Genomic DNA, 21,776 nt, shown 5'->3' with positions numbered 1-21,776 from the left:
AGTATGAACCTTGTCCCGCTCGGAACTATCGATGCTCATCGGAGGCAGGCCATGGCCAAGCAGGTTATCGAATATGCCGGAATACAGGTCGGCATCATTGTCCCGGACGGGACCGGTGTGCGGTTCGTTGCCGTCAAATACGAGGAGGTCTATGATCTCGACGAACAGCGCTTTGCATCCGCGCCGGATGTTCTGCGTGCCATCCACGCTTTGATGGCACCCGGCATGAAGCTGCCGGGACGGGCAGCCTGACAGGGACATGTCCGATGGGCCGACTGCGACGCATGCTTCGATTGTCCGCACGCCATAACGAGCTCGAAAGGGCTCTTGTCATCAACGAGTTTCGAAGTCTGTTTCTCGATGATTTCGACGAAGCAACCGCGCAGGCGGACATGCGGACAAGCCTTCGTGAAGTCGGTGACGAGATTTCTGCCCTGGAGCGCCGGTTTCGCTGGCGATGAGCATGTAACGACTGCGGACCGAAATCCTCAAGCCGATCGCGGCGGACACCGCGTCCGTCCTGCAACTGGCTGACGCGCCGCGCCGTTCGCCCGCCCCTGCCTTATATTACGAGACGAACGCAGCTGACCGCATGATGCCCTGTCGAGGGCCGGCCGCGAAGGCCGAGGTTCTCGCGCAGGTTTTGCCCCTCATAGGCAGTGCGGAACAGTCCGCGCTTTTGCAATTCCGGTACCACTGCGTCGATGAAGTCTTCCAGGCCGCCTGGGAACCATGCGGGGATCAGCACGAAACCATCGGCGGCACCCGCCGTAAACCAAGCCGCCAGATCGTCGGCGATATCGCCGGCCGTGCCGCTGATGACGCGGTGGCCATTGGCGCAGCAAGCGCGCTGATGATGTCATCGGTGGTACCGCTTTCGATATGAGGACGAAAGCTGGCCGTCGGCCATTTCGCATGGTGTCCAAGCCGACCAGCAGAAATCACAGCGCCATGACCGCGCCACTGATCCAATGGCACAGGCTTAATGGGCCGTTCCCCCGCTAGGGCGCAGAGGCAAATCCATAGCTCACGCAGCAATACCGGCGCGAAGTTTCAGCGCCAGATCCGGGCTGTCCGAGGTCAGGCTGCCGATACCGCGCTCCAACCAGTGGCGGATGCCGGACTCGTCGTTGAGGGTCCAGACACAGAGGCGGTCGAGCGGCAGCCGGCTGCGGATCAAGTCCCATTCGGCTTCCATCAGCTCGTGATGAATGGCTACGATCTCCACCAGCCCGTCCAGGCGGTCGACGAAGGCGGCGAGCCCACCCTGCTTCTCGGCCCAGGCGGCGTTGACGGAGACGAGGCGGGAAACATCTGGCGCGTGAAGGCGGCACTCCTCCAGCACCGACGTATCGAAGGAGGTCAGGTAGGAGCGTCCGCCGACACCGAAGCGAAAAAGCTCGGCTGCGACGCGCGCGGCAATGTCAGGATAGGGCGTACCCGTCTCGTCGATCTTGATCTCGACATGTAGGTCGATGCCCTTGTTGACCGCAAGCACATCGAGCACATCGGCGAGCGTCGGAATGGCCTCGTCCGTGCCTTTCAACCTGACGGACCTGCGGGCTTCCACCGACAGGTCCTGCACCGGGCCGACACCTTCGGCGGTGCGTTCCAGCGTCGCGTCGTGGATGACGACGAGTTCGCCCGAGCGCGTCAGGTGCACATCGAATTCGATGGCGTCGACGCCGAGCGTGATCGCATTGCGGAAGCCGGCGAGCGAGTTTTCGGGCCAGAGGTTGCGGGCGCCGCGGTGGCCGGTGATAAGCGTCATGAAATAACCTTCAACCTGTTGATTTCAGCATTAGCGGATGGTCGGGTCGAGCTTGTCGCGCAGCCAGTCGCCGACGAGCGAGATCGAAAGCGTCGTCAGCATTATGACGGCGGCGGGCGCCAGCATGATCCAGGGCGCGCGCGTCAGATATTCCCGCCCGAAGCCCACCATGTTGCCGAGGCTGGTTTCTGGCGACTGCACGCCGAGGCCAAGGAAGGAGAGTCCGCTTTCCATCAGGATGATTTCCGGGAAAGTGAGGGTCATGGAAACGATCAGCGTCGAGGCGACGTTCGGCAGGATATGATGCAGGTAGACGCGCGAGGGTGTGGCACCAAGCTGCACCGCCGCCGCCGCATAACCCTGCGCGCCGGCGGCAATGGCAAGGCCCCGGGCGATGCGCGCATAGCGCTCCCAGCCGTAAAAACCCATGAGGCAGACGAGCAACAGCATGGAGGAACCGAAGAAGGCGAGCACCGCGAGCGACATGATGAGAAAGGGAAGTGCCGCCTGGAAATCGGCGAGCATCAGGACAAGATGCTCCACGAAACCGCGTAACTGCGCCGCGAGGAACCCGAGCAGCGTGCCGAAGAGTGCCGACAGGATCGTCGCACCGAAGGCGATGACGAGCGAGACGCGGATCGACTGGATGAGACGCGAAAGCACGTCGCGGCCGAGTTCGTCCGTGCCGAGCAGATGCTTGAGGCCGCCCGGCGCTGAAAGCCGGCTGCCGAGATCCATGGCCGTGATGTTGAACGGGCGGATATAGTCGGCGAAAATGGCGGTCAGCACCATTGCCGCGAGCCACAGCATGCCGAATGCCACCGAGAGCGGCACGTTGCGGCGCAGAAACGAGACGAGGCGGTTCGGCTTTCCGGAAGCCGATGTCCCAGCGAGATCGACAGTTGCCATTGGCTTTCTCCTCAATGTCCGGCCGCGTGTGAGCGAAGGCGCGGATCGAGCCAGCCGTAGAGCAGGTCGACGACGAGGTTCGATACGACCATGACGGCGGCGATGATCAGCAGGATGCATTGAACGACGGCGAGGTCGCGATTGCTGACGGAGACCACCAGCAGGCGGCCGATGCCAGGCCAGGAAAAGATCGATTCCACCACGACCGCGCCTGCAATCAGCGAGCCGACCATGAAGCCGACGATCGTGACGATCGGCACTGCCGCATTGGGCAATGCGTGGTTCCAGACCACGTCGCGCCATGTCAGCCCCTTGGCCGAGGCGGTGCGTATATAGGGCTGGCCCATCACCTCGATCATGGCACTGCGCGAAAAGCGGGCGAGGATGCCGATGCCGCCGATGCTCATGGTCAGCGTCGGCAGAATGCCGTGCACCCACGTATCCTGCCCGCCCGATGGCAGCCAGCCGAGGATGACCGAGAAGAGCAGCACGAGCAGCAGTCCCATGACGAAGGAGGGAATGGTGAAGCCGAGGACGGCTAGCAGGATGACGCCGCGATCGGAGAAGCTTTGCCGGTGCAGCGCCGCGTAGACGCCGGCAGGAATGCCGAAAACGAGCTTAAAGATGAGGGCCGGCACCGTCAGCTGCAGTGTCGCCGGCACACGTTCCAGCACCAGCTGGATTGCGGATGCCTTGTCACGCATCGAGACGCCGAAATCACCGGTGAAGATCGACTTGATATACGCGAGATATTGGATCCAGAGCGGCTGGTCGAGGCCCCATGCCTTGCGGAAGGCATCGACCGACTCCTGCGGCACGTCAGGCCCGAGCATCACCATGGCGGGATCGCCCGACATGCGCAGGACCACGAAGGCGAAGGTGACGACCGCCATGATGGTCAGCATCGCACGGAACAGGCGGACGAGAACAAAACGGATCATGGAACCCTCCCCTATGCCGCCACTGGCGTGGTCTTGCCCGCCACGACATGGCAGGCGGCGCTGCGGTACTCGTCGATCCCTTGGAGCTCCGGGACTACGGAACGGCAGATGTCGCGGACCAGCGGACAGCGCGGATGGAAGGCGCAGCCAGAAGGGCGCTTGGCCGGGTTCGGCGGCTCGCCCTGCAGGATGACGCGGCCTTCGAGCGGCTTGCCGGGAATGGGCACGCTGGATACCAGCGCCTTCGTGTAGGGATGCTGCGGGGCGCGGAAGATGACGTCGGAAGAAGCCTCCTCGACGATGCGGCCGAGATACATGACCGCGACACGGTCGGCGATGTTGCGCACCACCTTCAGGTCGTGGCTGATGAAGACCATGGCGATGCCGTTCTTTTCCTGCAGGTCGCGCATCATGTTGACGACCTGCGCCTGGATGGAGACGTCGAGCGCGGAAACCGGCTCGTCGCAGACGAGCAGTTTTGGCCGCGAAGCCAGAGCCCGGGCGATCACGGTGCGCTGGCGCTGGCCGCCCGAAAGTTCGTGGGGATAGCGGTCGGCCTGGTCATCTCGCAGGCCGACGGCCCGCATCAGTTCCGTCACGCGCGACCCCTGATGCTCCCTGGGAATGAGCTTGTGGATATCAAGCGGCTCGGCGATCTGCTTCGCAATCGTTACGCGGCGGTCGAGCGCTGCGAGCGGGTCCTGGAAGACGAGTTGCATCTTGGCGCGCAGTGCCCGCCATTCCGCGGTATGGCGCGCCGGCATCGGCTGCCCCTGGAAACGCACGCTTCCTTGGTCCGCGTCATCTATGCCGAGCAGCATGCGCCCAAGCGTCGATTTGCCGGAGCCGGATTCGCCGACGATGCCGAGTGTTTCGCCCGGCATGACCGAGAGCGAAACGCCGTCGACGGCGCGCACCGGCGTCGGACGGCCGAAGAGACCGCGACGGATCTGATAAATGCGGACGAGATCATGGACTTCGATGAGCGGCGTCATTGCAGCAGACCTTCGGCGATACGGGACGACCGGGTCTCGACAGAAACCGCGACGGGCACCGGGCGCGTGCAGGCGAGCTTGCGGCCGCCATCGAAAGAAACGAGCGGCGGGCGCTCGCTGCGACAGGCCTCGACGGCGCGCGGACAGCGCGGTGAGAAGGAACAGCCGTCCGGCAGATGTTTCGGATTGGGAACGGTGCCGGGAATGGGGATCAGCCGTTCACGGCCGGCGTCGAGGCGCGGAATGGCATCGAACAGGCCGCGCGTATAGGGGTGGCGCGGCTCGGAGAAGAGCTGTTCGACACTGCCCTCCTCCACGATGCGTCCGGCATACATGACGCAGACGCGCTCGCAGACTTGGCTGACCGCGCCGAGATCATGGCTGATGAAAACGGTCGCCATGCCGGTCTCGGCACGCAGGCGGGTCAGGAGATCGAGGATCTGCGCCTGGATCGTTGCATCGAGCGCGGTGGTCGGTTCGTCGGCAATCAGAAGATCGGGCTGACCGGCGAACGCCATGGCGATCATCAGGCGCTGGCACTGGCCGCCGGAAAACTCGTGCGGGTAGAGATCGAAGCGGCGGCGCGAATCGGGAATGCCGACCATATCGATCAGCCGCAGCGCCTCGGCCTTTGCCGCCTCGCCGCGCAGGCCGCGATGGACCGACAGCGCCTCGGAAATCTGCCGGCCGATGCGCAGCACCGGATTGAGCGAGCTGGACGGGTCCTGGAAGATCATGGCGATGCGGCTGCCGCGCACACTTTCGAGCACCGCGCGCGATCCACCGATGAGTTCGCGACCTTCGATTTGCACCGAGCCGGAAACGCTCGCCTTGCCGGGCAGCAGGCCGAGGGCTGCAAGCCACGTGACCGACTTGCCGCAGCCGGATTCGCCGACGAGGCCGAGCGCCTCGCCTTTGGCGACATCGAGATCGATGCCGTGGAGAACCTGCATGCCGTCGAAGGCGACCGTCAGGTCACGCAGTTCCACGAGATTGGAGCCGGTCGTGCCCATCTTTCATCCCCGCTTTTTGTTGCATCAAAAACAGGATCTCCGGCAGCCCTTCAGCCGCCGGAGACCGAGGAGCCGATCAGATCGACCAGTTGGTGGCGCGGAAGTCCATGGCGAAGGCCGGAGCGGCCTTCCACTTCAGCGACGACTTCATGCCGGTGAAGACGGCATTCTGGTGCAGGACCTGATAGACCGGGTCTTCGCGCTCGGCGATTTCCAGCATGCGGGCAATCGCCTTTTTGCGCTGCGCCCGGTCGGTGGAGGTTTCCATGACGACGGCGAGCTTGTTCATCTCCGCGTTCGTCCAGTCCTTCTTCTGCTGCACTTCGCCGTTCGGGCCGAACTGCACGACCATCGGCGTGATCGGGTCGTTGATCGAGTTGCCAGCCGACCAGTCGCGCACGCCCTTGATGCCCTGGGGATCGTGGATCTGCGCCCAGTTCTCCTTCATCTCGATCTCGACGTTGAGACCGACCTGCTTCCACATCTCGACCATGATCTGGCCGTTGGCCGTCTGGTTCGTGTAGTAGTTGTTGAGCAGGCGGTAGGGGATCGCATCGCCCTTGTAATTGGCCTGCTTCAGAAGGTCCTTGGCGAGATTGGGATCGTAGGCCGGGGGCGCCCAGCCATCGATGAACATGTCGCTGTTGCGGAAGGATTCGAACTGCAGGCCGGCCGGGATGACCGTCTTGCCGGCCCAGAGCGCATCGACGATCGCCTGGCGGTCGATGGCATGGGTCATGGCACGGCGAACCAGCGGGTTGGCGAGGATCTCGTTCTGGGTGTTGAAGACCGAAATGCGGTGGTTCCAGATCGTCGAGTTCTGGATCTCGTAGCCCGGAGCGGCCTGAACGGCGGCGATCTGATCCGGCGGCAGGTCGCAGGCGAAGTCATATTCGCCAGACAAGAGGCCGTTGACGCGCGAAGCGACTTCCGGAACTTCCACGAAGCGGATCTGCTCCAACGGCGGGCGGCCGCCCCAATATTCGTCGAAGGCGACGAGCGTCAGCGAAACGTCCGGCTTGTACTCGCCGACCATGTAGGGGCCGGTCGTGATCGGCTTGCGCGACCATTCGGTGAAGCTTGCGGCCTCATCCCAGGCGCGGCGGTTGGTGATCTGGCTGCCGCCGGAATAGAGGCGGCCTTCCAGCGTCACGTCGGGCGTCGTGTTGTGCAGGCGCACGGTGTACTTGTCGACGATCTCGATGCCGGCGAGTGCGGGCCACAGGCGACGTCCGACGCCGGGCACGGTTGCCGGCAGTTCCTTGGCGGTCGCAGGCTTGTGATCGGATTCGAAGATGGTCTTGCCACCGGCCGGTTCCGTGTTGCCGAACACGCGTTCCTTGGAGAAGGAGAAGGCGACGTCCTCGGCGGTCATTTCATCGCCGTTGTGGAACTTGACGCCCTGGCGGAGCTTGAGCTCGAGCGTCTTGTCGTCGATGCGCTTCCATTCGGTGGCAAGACCCGGAACCGGACCCTGATTGCCCATCCAGTCACGCAGGATCAGGCCTTCCCAGAGGTTGGGATAGAAGATGCGCTCGCCGACGTTGGACTGCTCGTGATAGACGTCGAGCGAGTTGTTGTTGGTGATCTTCTGCACCGCGATGGTGATGGAAGGACGCTTGCCCTGGCTGAAAGCGAGGCGTGGCAGAACGAGCGTGCCGGCGGTGGCGCCGAGAAGGCCGAGCGCGCCGCGTCGATTGATCGAAATCATCGGAAACTCCTTGTGTCTTGACCGACGAGCCCCCGCTCGTGGTCTGTGTTGTTAAAATCAGCTAGATGTCGCCGGATTGACGGCTTCATGAATTTTTCAATAAAGGCGCCCGTCGCGGATGCCGCGAAGAGCCGTTCCAGCGCGTAAGGCAAGGCCCCGTGCGACGAGATCAGCCGGCGGCTTGAACCGCCGGTTTGCCTGCAGAAGAAGCGGCGGTTCCCGCCGAAAACGCGTCGAGCGCCCGCGCCAGTTCGCCCGCTCCCTCCACCGTTTGCAGAGCGCCTGCCGCCTTCAGCGCCTCGTGCCGTCCGCTGCGTGGATCGGCCGGATCGATGAAGCCGATTGCCGTCATGCCCGCCGCCACAGCACCGGTAATCCCGAGCGCGCTGTCGTCGATGACAAGGCAGCGGTGCGGCGCCACGCCGAGATTTTCGGAGCAGAGACGGAAAAGGTCAGGCGCAGGCTTGGGCCTCGCCACCATCTCGGCGCTATAGATATGCGGGGCAAATTCCGTCCACAGATCCAGAAGACCGAGGCTGCGGCGCAGCCTCTCCATGTCGCTGTTGGACGCGACGCATTTGCGCTGCTTAACATTCCGCACCAGCTCTTCCATGCCGGCCATCGGCCGCAGCGAACGGGAAAATTCCGCGTAGAGCGCGCTTTTGGCATCGGCGAAGACACGGTCCGGATCGGCAAGGCCGAGTTCCTCGCGACAGAGGCGGCCGGCCGCCTCCCCCGAAAGGCCGGTGAAGCGACGGTGGACCTCAGCCTGGCTCAAGGCAATGCCGGCGCGCTGCAGGGCCTGCGCCAGCGTGCCGCTCGCCACCGGCTCGCTGTCGATCAATACGCCGTCACAATCAAAGATCAGAAGTTCTATCGTCATGCAGACGGCATTACGTTACATATGTTACACCAATGTGAAATATGTAACGCCAAGGCATTTAGGGTACGTTGGGGATGGGGATTGATGGAATCGCATGAACTGAAAATCCGGGCGGCCTGGCTCTATCACGTGGAGGGGCTGACGCAGGCGCAGATCGCCGAGCGCATGTACCTCACCCGTCGCCGGGTGAACGAGTTCCTGGCCGCAGCCCTTGAGGAAGGCATCGTCAGGGTGAGCTTCGCCTCGCCGCTTGCCGCCGGCATGGAGCTGGAATCGCGCCTGCAGGAACGTTTCGGCCTGGAGGCGGCAGTCGTCGTGCCCACCCCTGCCGATCCGCAGCTCCTGCACCAGGCGCTCGGCCGTGGCGCAGCCGCCTATCTCGACCGGCTGATCCAGGCCCGCAAGCCCCGCTCCATCGGGGTCGGCTGGGGCGCGACGCTGCGCGAGACCGTCACCAACATGACGCCGGCAAGCGAGCCCGGGATGGAGCTGCGCTCGATGATGGGCGGGCTGACACGCGGCTCGGAGATCAACACGTTCGAGATCGTGCGCGCCTTCGCGCAGGTCCTGAAGGCGCAATGCCACTATTTCGCGGCACCGATCTATGCCGAGAGCCCGCAATCGCGCGAGGCGATCATCACGCAATCGGTCTTCGAGCGCATCTTCCGCCAGACCTGCGAAGTGGATATTTCCTACCTGAGCGTCGGCGACGTGACCAGGCAATCCCTGCAGGTGCGCTACGGCCTGCCGGCCGGAACCGACGTCGGTGACCTGATCGCCGTCGGCGCCGTCGGCGACCTGCTCGGCCGCTATATCGATGCCGAGGGCCGCCCCGTCGCCCACCCGCTGAACGCACAGGTACTAGCCCCCGACCTCGCCGACTACCGCAAGATCCCCTGCCGCATAGTCGCCTCGGGCGGCATCCACAAACACGCCATCCTCACCGCCACCGTACGCGCCGGACTCGCAACCGCACTGATTACGGACGAGGAGAGCGCAAGGGCGTTGCTGGCGGGTGGATGAGGTGAGGTGCGTGCCTGCGTCTATTGGAGGCGACCGGCCTGCGTGCAGGGTTTGAGGATGGTAGGTGGAATGTGGGACGTGTGCCTTCCACCCCTTCGGCCGCACCTCCCCGAATGTTGTCGCAAATGCCGCCAACCGAAAGGCACCGATCTTAAAGCTGTTGAGTGGGTTTAGACCGCCGACCCGCTTACTTCCGTCTCGGATATCTCTTCTTGACGTCTTCGAACCGGAGATCGAAGCGCGCGAGATACTTCGTCAGAGTGGACGTCGCCGCAACAGATTTTGGGACGTAAACACCGCGCCATGCCGTTGCGTCGCCCATGCTTGAGCCTCATGGCGCACAACAACCGCAGCTGCCAGCCTCGCGCTTTCCTATGCCCTGCCACTGATTACAGCGAACCGCCAGGCTTTGAAGCTGCAGTCGACGTCCGAAAAGCCCACATCGCGTAGCCAGCGAAGTTGATCTTCAACGGAGGCGCATTTGTCATGGAGCATGCGCTCAGCAACCTTATCGATCTCATGATCCGAAACTCCGAGCCGGCGAATTCCTTCGAGCCATATCTTCTGGTAGCGTTGATCTGCGGCCGCTCCAGGTCCGGCTACCTGTTCGGCGTTGACGAACAGCCCGCCGGGCTTCAGGGCATGGCGGATGCGGCCATAGAGTAAGCGCTTACCTTCGTCGGAAAGATGATGGATCGCCAGCGCCGATACAATGAGATCCCACGGCCCACCCAAATCCGCAACCGCCATGTCAGCATGATGAAGCTCCACCTCCACTTTTGGCCCAACACGTGCGCAGGCCTGCTCCAACATCGCCGAGGATCCATCTAGCAGGCAGAGGCGCTCGACCGGACATGCTTCCAAAACCATCGCCGAAAAGAGGCCGGTCCCGGCGCCGACATCCAGCACCTCAAGATTTGCGCCCGATTGCCATTCCTGGATGAGCTTCACGGCGGTGCCGTAGAACTCATCGAAAGAGGGAATTAGGCGGCGGCGCAGATCGTCGTAACCTCGAGCATCGCGGGTAAACAGTACGGATGCAGCAGTTTCATTTGTGGTCATCTCAGAGTTCCTCGGAGCGATTGTTGTCATTGGCCGAGCTCTTTGGTGACACTCGGATTGAGGGAATAAGTGGCTATGGCGTTTCCTTGCGAGAGAACATGACCCCGCATTGCGTTCTCCACTGACGAACCGTCGAAGGTGCTGTTCAGGCCGAGTGACGGGACGTCCAACGCATAGACCTGAACCACGTACCGGTGCGGGCGCTCGTCGTTTGTCGGAGGGCAAGGACCATCATAGCCACCATAGGTCCCGGCCATTTCCGGATCAGATGCCAGGAAGCTTGAGTAGACATTCGTCCCCCGGCGTCCGTGTGCCGTCTCGCCAACAGGCTTTCCGTGGGGAACCAGCCCTTCGCTTTCAACACCTTCCGCGAGCGATTTCGTGTCAGGCGGAATGTCGGCAAGTACCCAGTGGTAGACCGAAACTCGCGGGTCGTCGCGCCGGATCATTATAGCTGCCTTGTTGATCCGGCTGAAATCCCGGGGGACATCTGGATCCGTCATTAACAGAGCATAAGATCTCGTGCCTTGCGGTCCTGACGACCAGGTGATGGCAGGGCTAATGTTTCTCTGTGTGGTAGCGGATGGCGGACAGAAGGCGGCCTTGTCCGGCAGGCGTCCGCCTTGCTCAACTCCTTCGATCTCGACCTTCAAACTCTTGATGTCGGATCCAGCCGCCGTTGTTGCAAATACCAGGGCGCAAACCGTACCCACTCTCGGTAAATATCGATGCATGTCGATTTATCCTTCTCGGTTGATGAGGTGAGGATAGCGACGATCATGTCTGCAGATGATCCGATACCGATCAGGTTTGAGCCGACTCCAATCAAGAGCTCGACGGCGCTCCTCTACCGAGACGGACCTCGTTGGGCGTTGCTCCAAAGCGCACCTGGAACTGTCTCGAAAAGTGCGAGCGCGAATGATACCCCGTTGCCGCCAGCGCGTCGGCGACATCCGCGTCACGATCCTTCAGGATGATGAAGGCCGCCTTCATCCGCTCATCGAGCAGTAGACCTTGGAACGTATGGCCCTCCGCTCGAAGCCGCCGACGCAGTGTTGCTTCAGACATGGAGAATTCGGAAGCCACCGCTGCCGTGGTCCAATTCAGATGAAGACGATGCCGCACCAGGAGACGCACCGCCGCCACAACCGAATCCTCAATGTATTTGGGCGCGAGCGAAAGCACTCCCTGTTCGGCCAGCACCAATACCACCTCGAGAAGGCGGTGCTCGACCACCCGACGCGACACCGGGAAGCGATGGGCTAATGCTTGCGCAGCATGAAGGATCGCTGAACACAGATCATCGGTGATCCGAGGCTCCGTCGAACGTGTCTCCTGGTTTACGAACTGCGGCCACAGCCGGGCCGCCTCAATGATGAGTGCGCGGTCGAAGCGAATGAACAAGGCCCGATAGTAACCCGTCTTGTCATCTGGTTCATTGACAACGTCGAAATGTTCGTTGGCCGAAAGAACGAAGATGTCGCCGCTCCTGTAGACCCGGCGTTCTGCACCGGAGGTGAGCTCCTTTGCTCCCTCAAGGATGATGACAAGACCGGTCGTCGACATGGCAAGCTGCGTTATCGTTTCACGTTGGCGGGCGACGAATGCAGAGATGACAGGAGGCTGGTGTTGCCACTGCGGCGCAGCCCGCGTGTCGCATTTAGCAAGCGTCAACAGCCTCGCGGTGATAGCGGCACTGCGCAAAGCGCCTCCTGGTGTACCTGTCATGTCGAACACTCGCTGTTTCTCCAGGCCTTTATACGCTGGCGGAAGGCGAGGAAAAGCCGTTCACACGCGTAAATTCAGCCCGCGACCCTCGTACTGATGCCTTTGCCGTCTGTGGACCGATCCGTCATTTCGGCCGCCTTGAGAAGCAAGGCCTTCTCGATGTTGACGAACCGTCGATGTCCGCAACCGGGCAGCCAGGCGACATCGACGGACTGATCGCCCGCTGCGGACGAACATGTTTCCCGATCACGGCCACTCTCTCGCGCTCAAGTCAGACGTAAAGGCGGGGTTTGCGGACTACCGGGCGGCACCATATGTTGGTTTTATGATGAAGCGGCATCGAAATCGTGAGGAAGGCGGCGTCGCTCTCGGCACGGTTCACGCCTTTTCTGACGACCTGGCATGCGATCGGCATTCAGGCTTCCTTGCAAGATCTTTCGCTGACACGTGGGCTTCAGCGGACACCCGAAAACGGGTCGGTCTGCGCCTCGAAAGACGGGAGCTCACCCAGCATCGGCAACGCGCGCTTGAACACCGCCCCGCCGAGCGGCGCGGCATTCCAGCCCGACGTGCGAAACCCGTATGTTTCCGGCAGTCCCTTGGGCTCGTCGAGCAGCGTCAGCAGTAGGTATTGCGGATTGTCGGCCGGCACGATGCCCATAAAGGAAGTGATGTTCAGCTCCTTCGAATAGCGCCCGGCTACCACCTTTTCGGCCGAGCCGGTCTTGCCGCCGATGAAATAGCCGGGGACCCTGGCCTTTTTGGCCGAACCTGCCGTGGCATTCAGCGACATCAGATAGCGTATCGCCTGGCTCGTCCGCGCCGCGACCAGGCCGGCGGCAAATGTGCGGGCCTCGACCGGCGTGTCTTTCACGAATGTCGGCCGGATCAGCCGCCCGCCATTGACAAGCGCGGCAACGCCCATGCTCGCCTGCAGTGGCGTGACGGCAATGCCATGCCCGAAGGACACGGTCGCCGTTTCGACTTCGTTCCAGCGTCTCGGCAGGATCGGCATCGCTGTCTCCGGCAGTTCGGTGCGAAGCGCGTCCATCTGCCCGAACTGCCGCAGAAACTGCTGCTGGCGCTTTTTGCCGACGGCGATCGCCATTTTCGCCATCGAGATATTCGAGGAGTAAATGAAGGCCTCGGGCACTGAGAGAGGCCGGTACTTGCCCTCGAAATCATGGATGCGCATCCGCCCGAAGGCGAGCGGCTTACTGGCATCGATGACCGAGTGGATAGAAAACATTCCTGAATCGAGCGCCATCGCCGTCGTCAGCGCCTTGAAGGTCGATCCCATCTCGAAATCGGCCGCCACGATACGGTTGATTCTGTCRGGCTCCAGCGCATCGGCTGGCTCGTTCGGATCGAATGTCGGCAGCGATGCCAGCGCCAGAACCTCGCCGTTTTCGACATCAAGCACGAGGCCGGCCCCGGCCTTGGCATCATGTTTAATGATCGCCTTGGCGATCTCGTCTTCGAGCGCGTGTTGCACCCTGATATCGAGCGTCGTCACGACGGGGCTGAGATCTTCGCTCGCAAGCTCCATGCCGCTTTCGCGCAGGTTTGCCAGACCATCGGTCTCGATCCATTTTTCCAGGCCTGAAATGCCAATATTGTCGATGTTGACGGCGCCGAGCACATGCGCTGCCAGCGTTCCCTTCGGATAGAAGCGTTTCTTCTCCTTCTGGAAGCTCAGGCCCGGAATGCCGGCATTCCACAACGCCTGCTCTTCGCGCGGTCTGATATGGCGTTTGATCCAGGCAAACTGCGCGCCGGAGGAAAGCCGCTGATAGAGCTGACGCCGGTCAAGCTCCGGCAGAATGGCGGTGATACGCTCGACCGCCTCGTCCACGTCGACGATCAGTTTCGGCGAGGCATAAACGCTGGTAATCGGAATATCCATCGCCAGCGCCTCGCCGTTACGGTCGAGAATGGCCGGCCGGCCGTTGATACTGCCCTTCGGCATCCATTGCGCTTCTGGGAACACCTGCAGGCCGAGATGGAAGAGCCGGCCCACCACGATGAAGAAAGCGACGGAAAAGCCGATCATCAGGATGAGGATACGAGAGCTCGCGGAGGCAGTGCGCCTGGACGCGTGGAAGGAGGCCTGCCGCATCAGTAGAGGCCGCCTGTATTGCGCAGAAGTTCGGCCCGCGTCGTCTCGTCGAGACCGCCGGGATCGCTGGCAATATTTACCTGCTCCTCATCGCCGATGACCGCGCAGGCGCCCCTGCAGGGCGCCGTCCCCGGCTTGAAGGCCTCGGAGATCCCGGCCCCATCGGCCACCTCCCGCCCGCTTTTCCGGTTGACCCTGTGGAAGATCAAACCGTCAGGCGGAATGAACTTCGAAGCAGGACGCCCGGCGAGCGCCACCTTCATGAAATCGATGAAAATGGGCGCAGCAAGCCCGCCGCCCGTCTCACCCGAGCCGAGGTGCCGTGGCGTATCGTAGCCGATGAACACACCGGTCACGAGATCGGGCGTATAGCCGACGAACCAGACGTCCTTCTCGTCATTCGTCGTGCCCGTCTTGCCGGCAATTGGCACGCCAAGCACGCTGACGCCGTGCGCCGTGCCCCGCTCAACCACGCCCTGCAACATGGAGGTAATCTGGTAGGCAGTCATCGGGTCGAGAACGTAATCCTTGTCGTCGATGACACCCGGCTCGGCCTGGCCCTGCCAATTTGCGGCGCGGCAATCCGGGCATCCCCGGTCATCCTGCCGGAAAACCGTATGGCCCGTCCGGTCCTGGATCCGGTCGATCATCGAGGGCCGCACCTCCCGCCCGCCATTGGCGATGACCGAATAGCCGGCCACCAGCCGCATCAGCGTGGTCTCACCCGCCCCGAGCGCCATCGGCAGATAAGGTGTCAGCTGGTCGTAAAGGCCAAAACGCTCGCCGTAATCGGCAACGACCTCCATGCCGACGGCGCGCGCCAACCGCACGGTCATCTGATTGCGGCTGTTTTCAAGCCCGACGCGCAAGGTCGACGGACCGTCGGATTTGCCATCGTAGTTCTTCGGGCTCCAGATATGGCCGGCGCCATCGGGAATGGCGAGCGGCTCATCGAGCACGAGTGTCGAGGGCGTATAGCCGGTATCGAGCGCTGCCGCATAGACAAATGGTTTGAAGGCCGAGCCCGGCTGCCGGAAGGCCTGCGTCGCCCGGTTGAACTGCGACTGCGCAAAGGAAAAGCCGCCCGCGATCGCCACGACCCGGCCCGTACGCGGCTCCATCGAAACCAGCGCGCCCTGGACATCAGGCGGTTGGCGCAGGCGGAGGCCCGCAGGCGTCTCCTCGACATAGACGATATCGCCCGAGGCAAACACCTCGCCCGGCGTCTTGAAGCAGCGCCGACCGGCCTCGGAGATCTTGCAAAGCGTCCAGCTATTCGCCTTATCCATGCGCAGCGACTTGTCGGCTTGCCCATCGATCCGAAGCTCCAGCCCATCGGCCGTCACACCTGTTACCAGCGCCGGCCGCCACTCTGGAACGTCGGCAAGCCCCTGCACCCTCTGGAAAACCTGTTCGGCATTCTCACCTAGAGCAAGTTGTGCCACCGGCCCGCGATATCCCCTCGCCTGATCGTATTCGACAAGCCCGCGCCGCAGCGCCTTCATTGCAGCCCGCTGTAGGGCGGGATGGAGGCTGGTGCGCACCGTCAGGCCAGCCGTGTAGAGTCCTTCCTCGCCATATCTGGCCAGAAGGAAACGCCTGATCTCCTCCGTGAAGAATTCGCTCTCGGCAATCTGTACCCGCCGCTCTTTCAGCACCACCTTCAGCGGTTCATCGACAGCCTTGCCGGCCTCCGCCGCACTGATGAAGCCGTTCTCGCGCATCTGGCCGATCACCCAGTTGCGCCGGGCCAGCGCCTTCTCATAGGAGTGGATGGGATTGTAATTGTTCGGCCCCTTGGGAAGCGCTGCCAGATAGGCGGCTTCGGCTATATCGAGTTCGCCAACGCTCTTGCCGAAATACGTGAGCGCCGCCTGCGCCAGACCATAGGCGCCCGAGCCGAAATAGATATCGTTGAGATAAAGCTCGAGCACCTGGTCCTTGCTGAAACTCTGGTTGAGGCGGATCGCCAGCAGCGCCTCCTTCAGCTTGCGTTCCACCGTGCGATCAGATGTCAGCAGAAAGTTCTTCGCCACCTGCTGGGTAATGGTGGAAGCGCCGACGAGCCGGTCGCCGGAGACCGATTTGGCGATGTTGGACATCAAAGCGCGCGCAATGCTTTCGAGATCGATGCCGCCGTGCTGGTAGAAATTCTTGTCCTCGGCGGAAAGGAATGCACCCCTCACTCGCAACGGCACGGAGCCGATCGGCTGGAACAACCGCTTTTCCCTGGCAAACTCGGCAAGTGCCGAGCCGTCGCTCGCATAGAGCCGCGAGGTCAGCGCCGGCTGCCATTCGGCAAGCGCCCGGTAATCCGGCAAATTTGCCGTCGCGCCCTGCAACAGCACGAATGCCACGATGGCCGCGGCAAGCACGAGATTGGTGAGCACATTCAAGAGCGAGGTGAATAATCTTAGCACGTTCCGGACTCCCGCTGCGCCTGCAAGCAACGAGACCTGGCCGTGATACGGATGCCCTGGCGCGCGGATGCACGCACCGGAACCTGCGACCTGATCTCATGCTTGGCTGGAATGACCGACGCCTCCGAACGGCATCAGACATGGTCTGACGAGCTTCGATACAGTTCTTCAAAACCACACACAAACGACGTTATTTGGTATCAGGCATAAATTCAGTTAGGGCATCGCGATCCGTCCGCACGTGCATCGCGGGTTCCTCGTTGCTGAAGTTCTCTATTTGTTCGGCAGACCGGCATGTGTCAGCATTAAAGACGTGATAAAGGCGCTGGGCAGAACTTAATGGTGATTGCGCCGTCATTGCCCACGCAACGACGGACGCGGGTCGGCTGAGACTTCTCGCGATGTTCGTCATGGACGAGCGACAGAGCAGAGATGCCGGCTTCGTTCGCGGCGCGCAGGATCACCCGTCGAAGCACCTCAGGKCTGACCCGCCAATGAGGGCATCGGCGTAGGCCTTGCCGGCGGTGATAATTCCTCGCCATCGTCCAGAGGCTATATCTGAATGAGGACGCACGCCGCGTCTGAGTGCGGATGATCATTGTCGGCCGATTGTTATGGAATGTGAGCTCGATCGGCGCAAAGGGCGAATATCTATTCGCTGCCATGCCTTCATTGAGCCCATTGAGAGACGTTATAGCGCCGGCCCTGGGACGCCTTTCGGCGATGCGCTTTTCGCAGGATGATCGCTACGTATGCCCCCACGAGCACCAATGAGGCAACGGTCTGTCCACATTTCCCAACAGAAAGGGAGGCCTGAAGGACCTCCCATCTTATCATCCGAGATCGAGGGTCGGGCATACCCGCAGCGCAGCGCTCACCGTGCCTCTCACCGCATTGAGACGACTATCTTGCAGAGGCTTGTCAGACCTGCATCATAGCCACCGGAACGCAGCACATCCTTGCATCGGACCTTTGCCTTGGCGCGCTCGAGGGAAGACATGTCTCTGATCGCCCTGACCTGACGCTCCGTTGCGGGATTGGCTATCCGCGAACCGCTGGAGCTTGCAATGCCGGATTCGCCGGTGTCATTGCCGCCATTCGCGTCGCGACCGGCTGTTGGCGGAGAGCCGAGCAGGATATCTGCAAGCGTGGTGCCAGTGGAACCGACCGTTGCACGCGCGCTCCCAAGCCTTGTTCCCCCGACCGTCGCGTCAACGTCGGCCGCCACGCCCCGAGAACCATTCACCGTGGCATCGGTTCTCGTCGTTGCGAGGCTCGATCCACCGAGAGTGGCGTTCACAGTGGTACGGACATTGTTCGACCCGCCGATGCCTGCCCGCGTCCCGACGCCGAGCCCGCCGTTACTGCCGCCGACCGAGGTGTTGCTGTTGAGGCCGCTCGAGCCGCCGACGGAAGCGTCGACCCCGAGCGCGCCGCTCGGTCTGCTTCCAACACTGCCGTTAACGCCAGTGCGGCCCCCGACGGATACGCCGAGGCCGCCGCTGCCATTACTGCCGACACTGATGCCGTTCTGTCCACCGATATCGAGTGCAACTGCCGCATTCGACATGCCAAGGGTTGCGCACGCAAGGGCCGTCAAGGCGACGCCCAATTTATAAGACAACATTGAAGTCCTCCAAGACCAATTGGCCGGAACACGTTCCGGCGACATGACAATGAAGGAGGCGCGCGCTCTCCTGCGATCCGCATCCGCCGAGTGCGGGACTAGAGGCTGAGGATCTGCGGATCATCAACTTATTAGCAAGATCGAATGTTCCATGCTACCACGCGTAAATGGTTAATTTTCTGCTACTTTTTATTGAGGACTGGCGAGGAACAAGATCATCGTCTTCTAGGGCCTGACGTCAGTTGCGCGCATCGGCAAAACGCTGGATGGCCTCACTTCGAACGGAATTCCATTCCATTCTGCTCAGAGCAAACAGTAACACCCTCCCCAACTTCAACACGTGATCCGGTCACGATTGCGCATATTCGCGCCGGCTGGCCAAATGGAAAGTGGCTTCGACGGCGGGAACACGACGCGTGGAATCACTGTCACTTCGATGCCAGGGCGTTGGCAATTGGGAGATGTCCGCCAGTGCCGGCCATCTGTTCCTCGCTCACCGCAAGCCCGTTCGTGCCTGCTCGGCATATGACGATCCACGCAAGGGGAACTGCGAAGCGCGTGCAGTTATGTCAACGAGTGGGCCGCCGCTTGAGAAGCGCGGCGCGGATTTGTTCGTTCTTTGTCGGTTCAGACGCAACGGCAATCGGCCGCGACGTCTCGACGACCTGCTGATCGGTGACGAAGAGACATCAAGGAGCGCGACAATCACTATCGAACTTTACCGACAGGGTGTCCGCAATTTCGATCAGCTTAAGGTCCTGGTTCTCGCAGCCCGAGGCAAAATTTGAGACCCGGCTGCCTGCATTGGTAGCCAGCACCCATTCGCGTCCTTGCAGACGCGGACAAGGCTCAATCCGTTTGACAGCGGAACTGGTCGCGGGAGCTTATGCCGTCTCCACGGTTCCTCGGCTGCGGACACCGATTACGACAGCTCCGCAGAGTGCGGACACGGCAGCGAAGCCGAATACCCCTTCAAGCCCTTGGGCCTCGACGATCAGGCCGCCGATTGCAGCACCGCTGGAAATAGCAACCTGGAAAGTCGTCAGCATCAGAGCGCCAGCGCTTTCTGCCTCGTCGGATGCCGCTTGCGTCACGAAACTCTGAACGCTCACCGGCAGGGCCCCGAACGCGAAACCCCAAAGAGCAGTGGCAATCAAAGCTACGACCGGGAGGACGCCAGCGAGCGCGAGAAGCAAGGTGGTTGCGGCGATCCCGCCGGCTGCGATAACGATTGACAGGCGGGTGCTGCGTTCGGAGACAAAGCCACCGAACAGATTGCCGAGAAAGCCGCCGATGCCGAAGGCCAAGAGTACGCCCGAGATGCCTTCGACCCCTAGATGCGGAACTGTCTCCAGGAATGGCCGTATGAATGTGAAACCTGCAAAATGACCGGCCACGACCAGCAGCACCGTCAGCAGGCCAAGCCGGATCGCGGGACGGCGCAGCACCGCGGCCATTGTGGCTAATCCGGCAGAGCCCGTGGCTGGCATGGCGGGCAAAGTGAGGATCTGGACGATGAGTGCAAGGCCGCCGACGCCGGCGGCAATCAGGAAAGCGGAACGCCACCCATAGGCCTCCCCAACCCATGCGCCGACGGGCGCAGCGCAAACCGTCGCGACGGATACGCCAGTCATGATGATTGCCATCGCTCGCGGCATCAACTGCTCCGGAACGAGCCGCATGGCAAGCGCAAGCGACAAGGCCCAGAAGCCACCGAGGGCGATACCAAGCAGCGCGCGAGCAATGAGAAGCGCGGTAAGGCCGTCGGCAAAGGCTGCAAGCAGGCTTGACACGATCAGCAGGCTCGTCAGGGCGAGAAGCGTAATGCGGCGGTCGATCCGGCGCGTGCCGATGACCACGGCGGGTCCGGCAAAAGCACCGACGACAGCTGTCATTGTTACGGACTGACCCGCAGCGCCGATGCTGACATTGAGATCATGAGAGATCGGCGTGAGCAGACTGGCCGGCAGGAATTCGGCCGTGACAAGACCGAAGACGCCAAGCGAAAGAGAGACGACGCCGGCCCAGGCGGGATCCATTGTTCGGATCTCCTTATGGAAGCCGTCGGCGTCGGGGCTGATGTTCATATGCCGTCTCCAAAAGTTGCTACGGAAAGGCTAGACGGGTCGCCCTGGTGTTTCTATGCTGCAAAATCTAWAAGACATGACTATTCGTCCAAAAAGTGAAAGCTGGCCGTGAGCGATGCATTAACCGAGATGATGCGGGGACTTCGTCTTGACGGGGTCGACTACGGCCGCTGTCAGCCTTCTGCGCCGTGGGCGACGGCGTTTCCGATGAAGGATGAAGCGCAGTTTCATTTCCTGGCTGCGGGAAAGGCTTTTGTGCAGACGCCGGACGGGGAATGGATGGAGATGCATCCGGGCGATGCGGTCCTTCTGCCACGAGGCGATGCACATGTGCTTGCAAGCGAGCCCGGGATCGCGCCGACGCCGGTGGAACGCATGCCGCGCAGACCCGTCTGCGACGGGATCGTCGACCTAGAGTGTCCCTGTGCGGACGCAAGCAACCTGCTGTTCTTTGCCGTCATGCGGTTCAATGTCGACAAGCAACATCCGCTGTTGCAACTGATGCCCAATGTGATGCGCACAGCCGACCTCGCAGCCAGCGAACCTTCTATCCCTCCGCTCCTCGATGCAATGATGCGCGAGGTGGATATGAATCGCGTTGGCGCCGGCGGTATTCTGGCCCGCCTCGCCGACGTCCTTACCGCCACACTCATTCGAGCATGGGTGGAGCACGGGTGCGGTGACTCATCCGGCTGGTTGACGGCGGTTCGCAATCCCGAGGTCGGGCGCGTTCTGGCAGCCATCCATCTCGATCCTGCGCATGACTGGACGGTCGACGAGCTCGCGCGGAAGATGGGAGCATCTCGATCCGGTTTTGCCGAACGTTTCGCCAGGGCAGTTGGAGAGACGCCTGCCCGCTACGTCGCCCGAATGCGCATGCATCAAGCACATCAGTGGCTGCGCGAAGGACAGCGTGTCGCCGCCATTGCCGAACGACTCGGTTACGAATCGGAGGCATCCTTCAGCCGAGCCTTCAAGCGCATCATCGGCGCTCCGCCTGTAACATTTCGTGCGCGCGCCTTGGATGCGACCCGGCTGCGAGGTCAACTCGCATCCTGAATTCCTACCCGTTCCGCAGCGATAGTATCCACGCCCCGAAGAACCTTCCACCCGCCGCCCGTTACGCATTGCGCTCATGATCGCTCAGCGATGTTGGCGTGAAAGAGGCGATGTCGTTTGCCGGCTCCTTCCGCCTTGCCACCGTTCCACCTCGCGAGGGTCGCCGAACCTCGATGACGACTGTTCGTGAAACGGTGTCCGAGTACGAACCACGATCGTAGATCCGGCAGGGCTTGCAAATAGGAACCCATCCTCAGTCCTTCGCCTCGCGAATTCGCGCGACCGCCATCCGGTCGAAGGCGAAGGAAAGCGTCTCCCGGAGGCGGTTTGTCGATCATGACCACGCAAGGGGCAGAAGCAGTCGAGACTGCGCACTATGCAAGCGTTCGTCTGAGGAAGGCGAGAGCTTTTTCCGCTCCCGACGATGA

18 protein-coding genes are annotated in these 21,776 nt (G+C 61.9%); 4 read left to right on the top strand and 14 right to left on the bottom strand.

The genetic code is table 11. The annotated features are described in order from the left end of the window. Nucleotides 1-51: 51 nt before the first annotated feature. Together AC1D35_RS19765 and AC1D35_RS19760 are read left to right on the top strand one after the other, a co-directional pair. A complete protein-coding gene (locus AC1D35_RS19765) occupies nt 52-252 on the top strand; it encodes a hypothetical protein (protein ID WP_477939681.1) in 201 nt (66 codons plus the stop codon). A 340-nt stretch (nt 253-592) separates the two neighbouring features. Then, a complete protein-coding gene (locus tag AC1D35_RS19760; RefSeq protein ID WP_477854710.1) occupies nt 593-886 on the top strand; it encodes a hypothetical protein in 294 nt (97 codons plus the stop codon). Between the two features lie 141 nt (nt 887-1,027). On the opposite strand, the gene AC1D35_RS19755 is transcribed toward AC1D35_RS19760, so the two are convergent. The 7 genes from AC1D35_RS19755 to AC1D35_RS19725 form a co-directional block, all read right to left on the bottom strand. Next, nucleotides 1,028-1,771: a glycerophosphodiester phosphodiesterase family protein gene (locus AC1D35_RS19755; protein WP_477939677.1), complete on the bottom strand. Its 744-nt coding sequence runs from the start codon at nt 1,769-1,771 to the stop codon at nt 1,028-1,030. Nucleotides 1,772-1,801: 30 nt separating this feature from the next. Further along, the gene (locus AC1D35_RS19750; protein WP_477939675.1) at nt 1,802-2,680 is read right to left on the bottom strand and encodes an ABC transporter permease; all 879 of its coding nucleotides are present in this window, start codon (nt 2,678-2,680) and stop codon (nt 1,802-1,804) included. An 11-nt stretch (nt 2,681-2,691) separates the two neighbouring features. After that, entirely contained in the window at nt 2,692-3,621 is a 930-nt protein-coding gene (locus AC1D35_RS19745) for an ABC transporter permease (RefSeq protein ID WP_477939673.1), read from the bottom strand. Nucleotides 3,622-3,632: 11 nt separating this feature from the next. Further along, nucleotides 3,633-4,616 carry an ABC transporter ATP-binding protein gene (locus AC1D35_RS19740; RefSeq protein ID WP_477939671.1) on the bottom strand — a complete coding sequence of 328 codons (984 nt, stop codon included), beginning with the start codon at nt 4,614-4,616 and terminating at the stop codon, nt 3,633-3,635. Further along, nucleotides 4,613-5,629 (bottom strand): ABC transporter ATP-binding protein, encoded by a 1,017-nt coding sequence (locus tag AC1D35_RS19735; protein ID WP_477939669.1) that lies wholly within the window; start codon nt 5,627-5,629, stop codon nt 4,613-4,615. The genes AC1D35_RS19740 and AC1D35_RS19735 overlap by 4 nt, the downstream gene beginning before the upstream one ends. A 76-nt stretch (nt 5,630-5,705) precedes the next feature. Next, complete coding sequence (locus AC1D35_RS19730; protein ID WP_477939668.1) at nt 5,706-7,340, bottom strand: ABC transporter substrate-binding protein; 1,635 nt, start codon at nt 7,338-7,340, stop codon at nt 5,706-5,708. A 169-nt stretch (nt 7,341-7,509) separates the two neighbouring features. After that, complete coding sequence (locus AC1D35_RS19725; RefSeq protein WP_477939666.1) at nt 7,510-8,223, bottom strand: HAD family hydrolase; 714 nt, start codon at nt 8,221-8,223, stop codon at nt 7,510-7,512. 84 nt (nt 8,224-8,307) lie between these two features. Here AC1D35_RS19725 and AC1D35_RS19720 point away from each other — a divergent pair, with 84 nt between their 5' ends. Then, on the top strand, nt 8,308-9,246 hold the full coding sequence (locus AC1D35_RS19720) for a sugar-binding transcriptional regulator (RefSeq protein WP_477939664.1): 939 nt from the start codon (nt 8,308-8,310) through the stop codon (nt 9,244-9,246). A 372-nt stretch (nt 9,247-9,618) separates the two neighbouring features. On the opposite strand, the gene AC1D35_RS19715 is transcribed toward AC1D35_RS19720, so the two are convergent. From AC1D35_RS19715 to AC1D35_RS19685, 7 genes are all read right to left on the bottom strand, one after another. Then, complete coding sequence (locus AC1D35_RS19715; RefSeq protein ID WP_477939662.1) at nt 9,619-10,308, bottom strand: class I SAM-dependent methyltransferase; 690 nt, start codon at nt 10,306-10,308, stop codon at nt 9,619-9,621. Between the two features lie 26 nt (nt 10,309-10,334). Beyond that, complete coding sequence (locus AC1D35_RS19710) at nt 10,335-11,042, bottom strand: YbhB/YbcL family Raf kinase inhibitor-like protein (protein WP_477939660.1); 708 nt, start codon at nt 11,040-11,042, stop codon at nt 10,335-10,337. Between the two features lie 91 nt (nt 11,043-11,133). Then, nucleotides 11,134-12,036, bottom strand: a complete 903-nt coding sequence (locus tag AC1D35_RS19705) for a helix-turn-helix transcriptional regulator (RefSeq protein WP_477939680.1) — start codon at nt 12,034-12,036, stop codon at nt 11,134-11,136. Between the two features lie 454 nt (nt 12,037-12,490). Beyond that, nucleotides 12,491-14,155, bottom strand: coding sequence for a peptidoglycan D,D-transpeptidase FtsI family protein (locus AC1D35_RS19700; protein ID WP_477939658.1), 1,665 nt, complete (start codon nt 14,153-14,155; stop codon nt 12,491-12,493). Further along, complete coding sequence (locus tag AC1D35_RS19695; protein ID WP_477939656.1) at nt 14,155-16,575, bottom strand: penicillin-binding protein 1A; 2,421 nt, start codon at nt 16,573-16,575, stop codon at nt 14,155-14,157. Before AC1D35_RS19695 ends, AC1D35_RS19700 begins: the two co-directional genes overlap by 1 nt. Before the next feature lie 886 nt (nt 16,576-17,461). Continuing rightward, nucleotides 17,462-18,202, bottom strand: coding sequence for a polysaccharide biosynthesis GNAT family N-acetyltransferase UppQ (locus AC1D35_RS19690; RefSeq protein WP_477939655.1), 741 nt, complete (start codon nt 18,200-18,202; stop codon nt 17,462-17,464). Nucleotides 18,203-19,086: 884 nt separating this feature from the next. Further along, nucleotides 19,087-20,289, bottom strand: coding sequence for an MFS transporter (locus tag AC1D35_RS19685; RefSeq protein WP_477939653.1), 1,203 nt, complete (start codon nt 20,287-20,289; stop codon nt 19,087-19,089). Nucleotides 20,290-20,397: 108 nt separating this feature from the next. On the opposite strand from AC1D35_RS19685, the gene AC1D35_RS19680 reads away from it, so the two are divergent. Beyond that, nucleotides 20,398-21,348, top strand: coding sequence for an AraC family transcriptional regulator (locus AC1D35_RS19680; protein WP_477854724.1), 951 nt, complete (start codon nt 20,398-20,400; stop codon nt 21,346-21,348). The last annotated feature ends 428 nt before the right edge of the window (nt 21,349-21,776 follow it).

The sequence above is a fragment of the Rhizobium sp. P1_E6 genome (assembly GCF_056405875.1).
The sequence above is the reverse complement of the archived record's forward strand: the minus strand, read 5'-3'. Positions and strand labels throughout refer to the sequence as shown.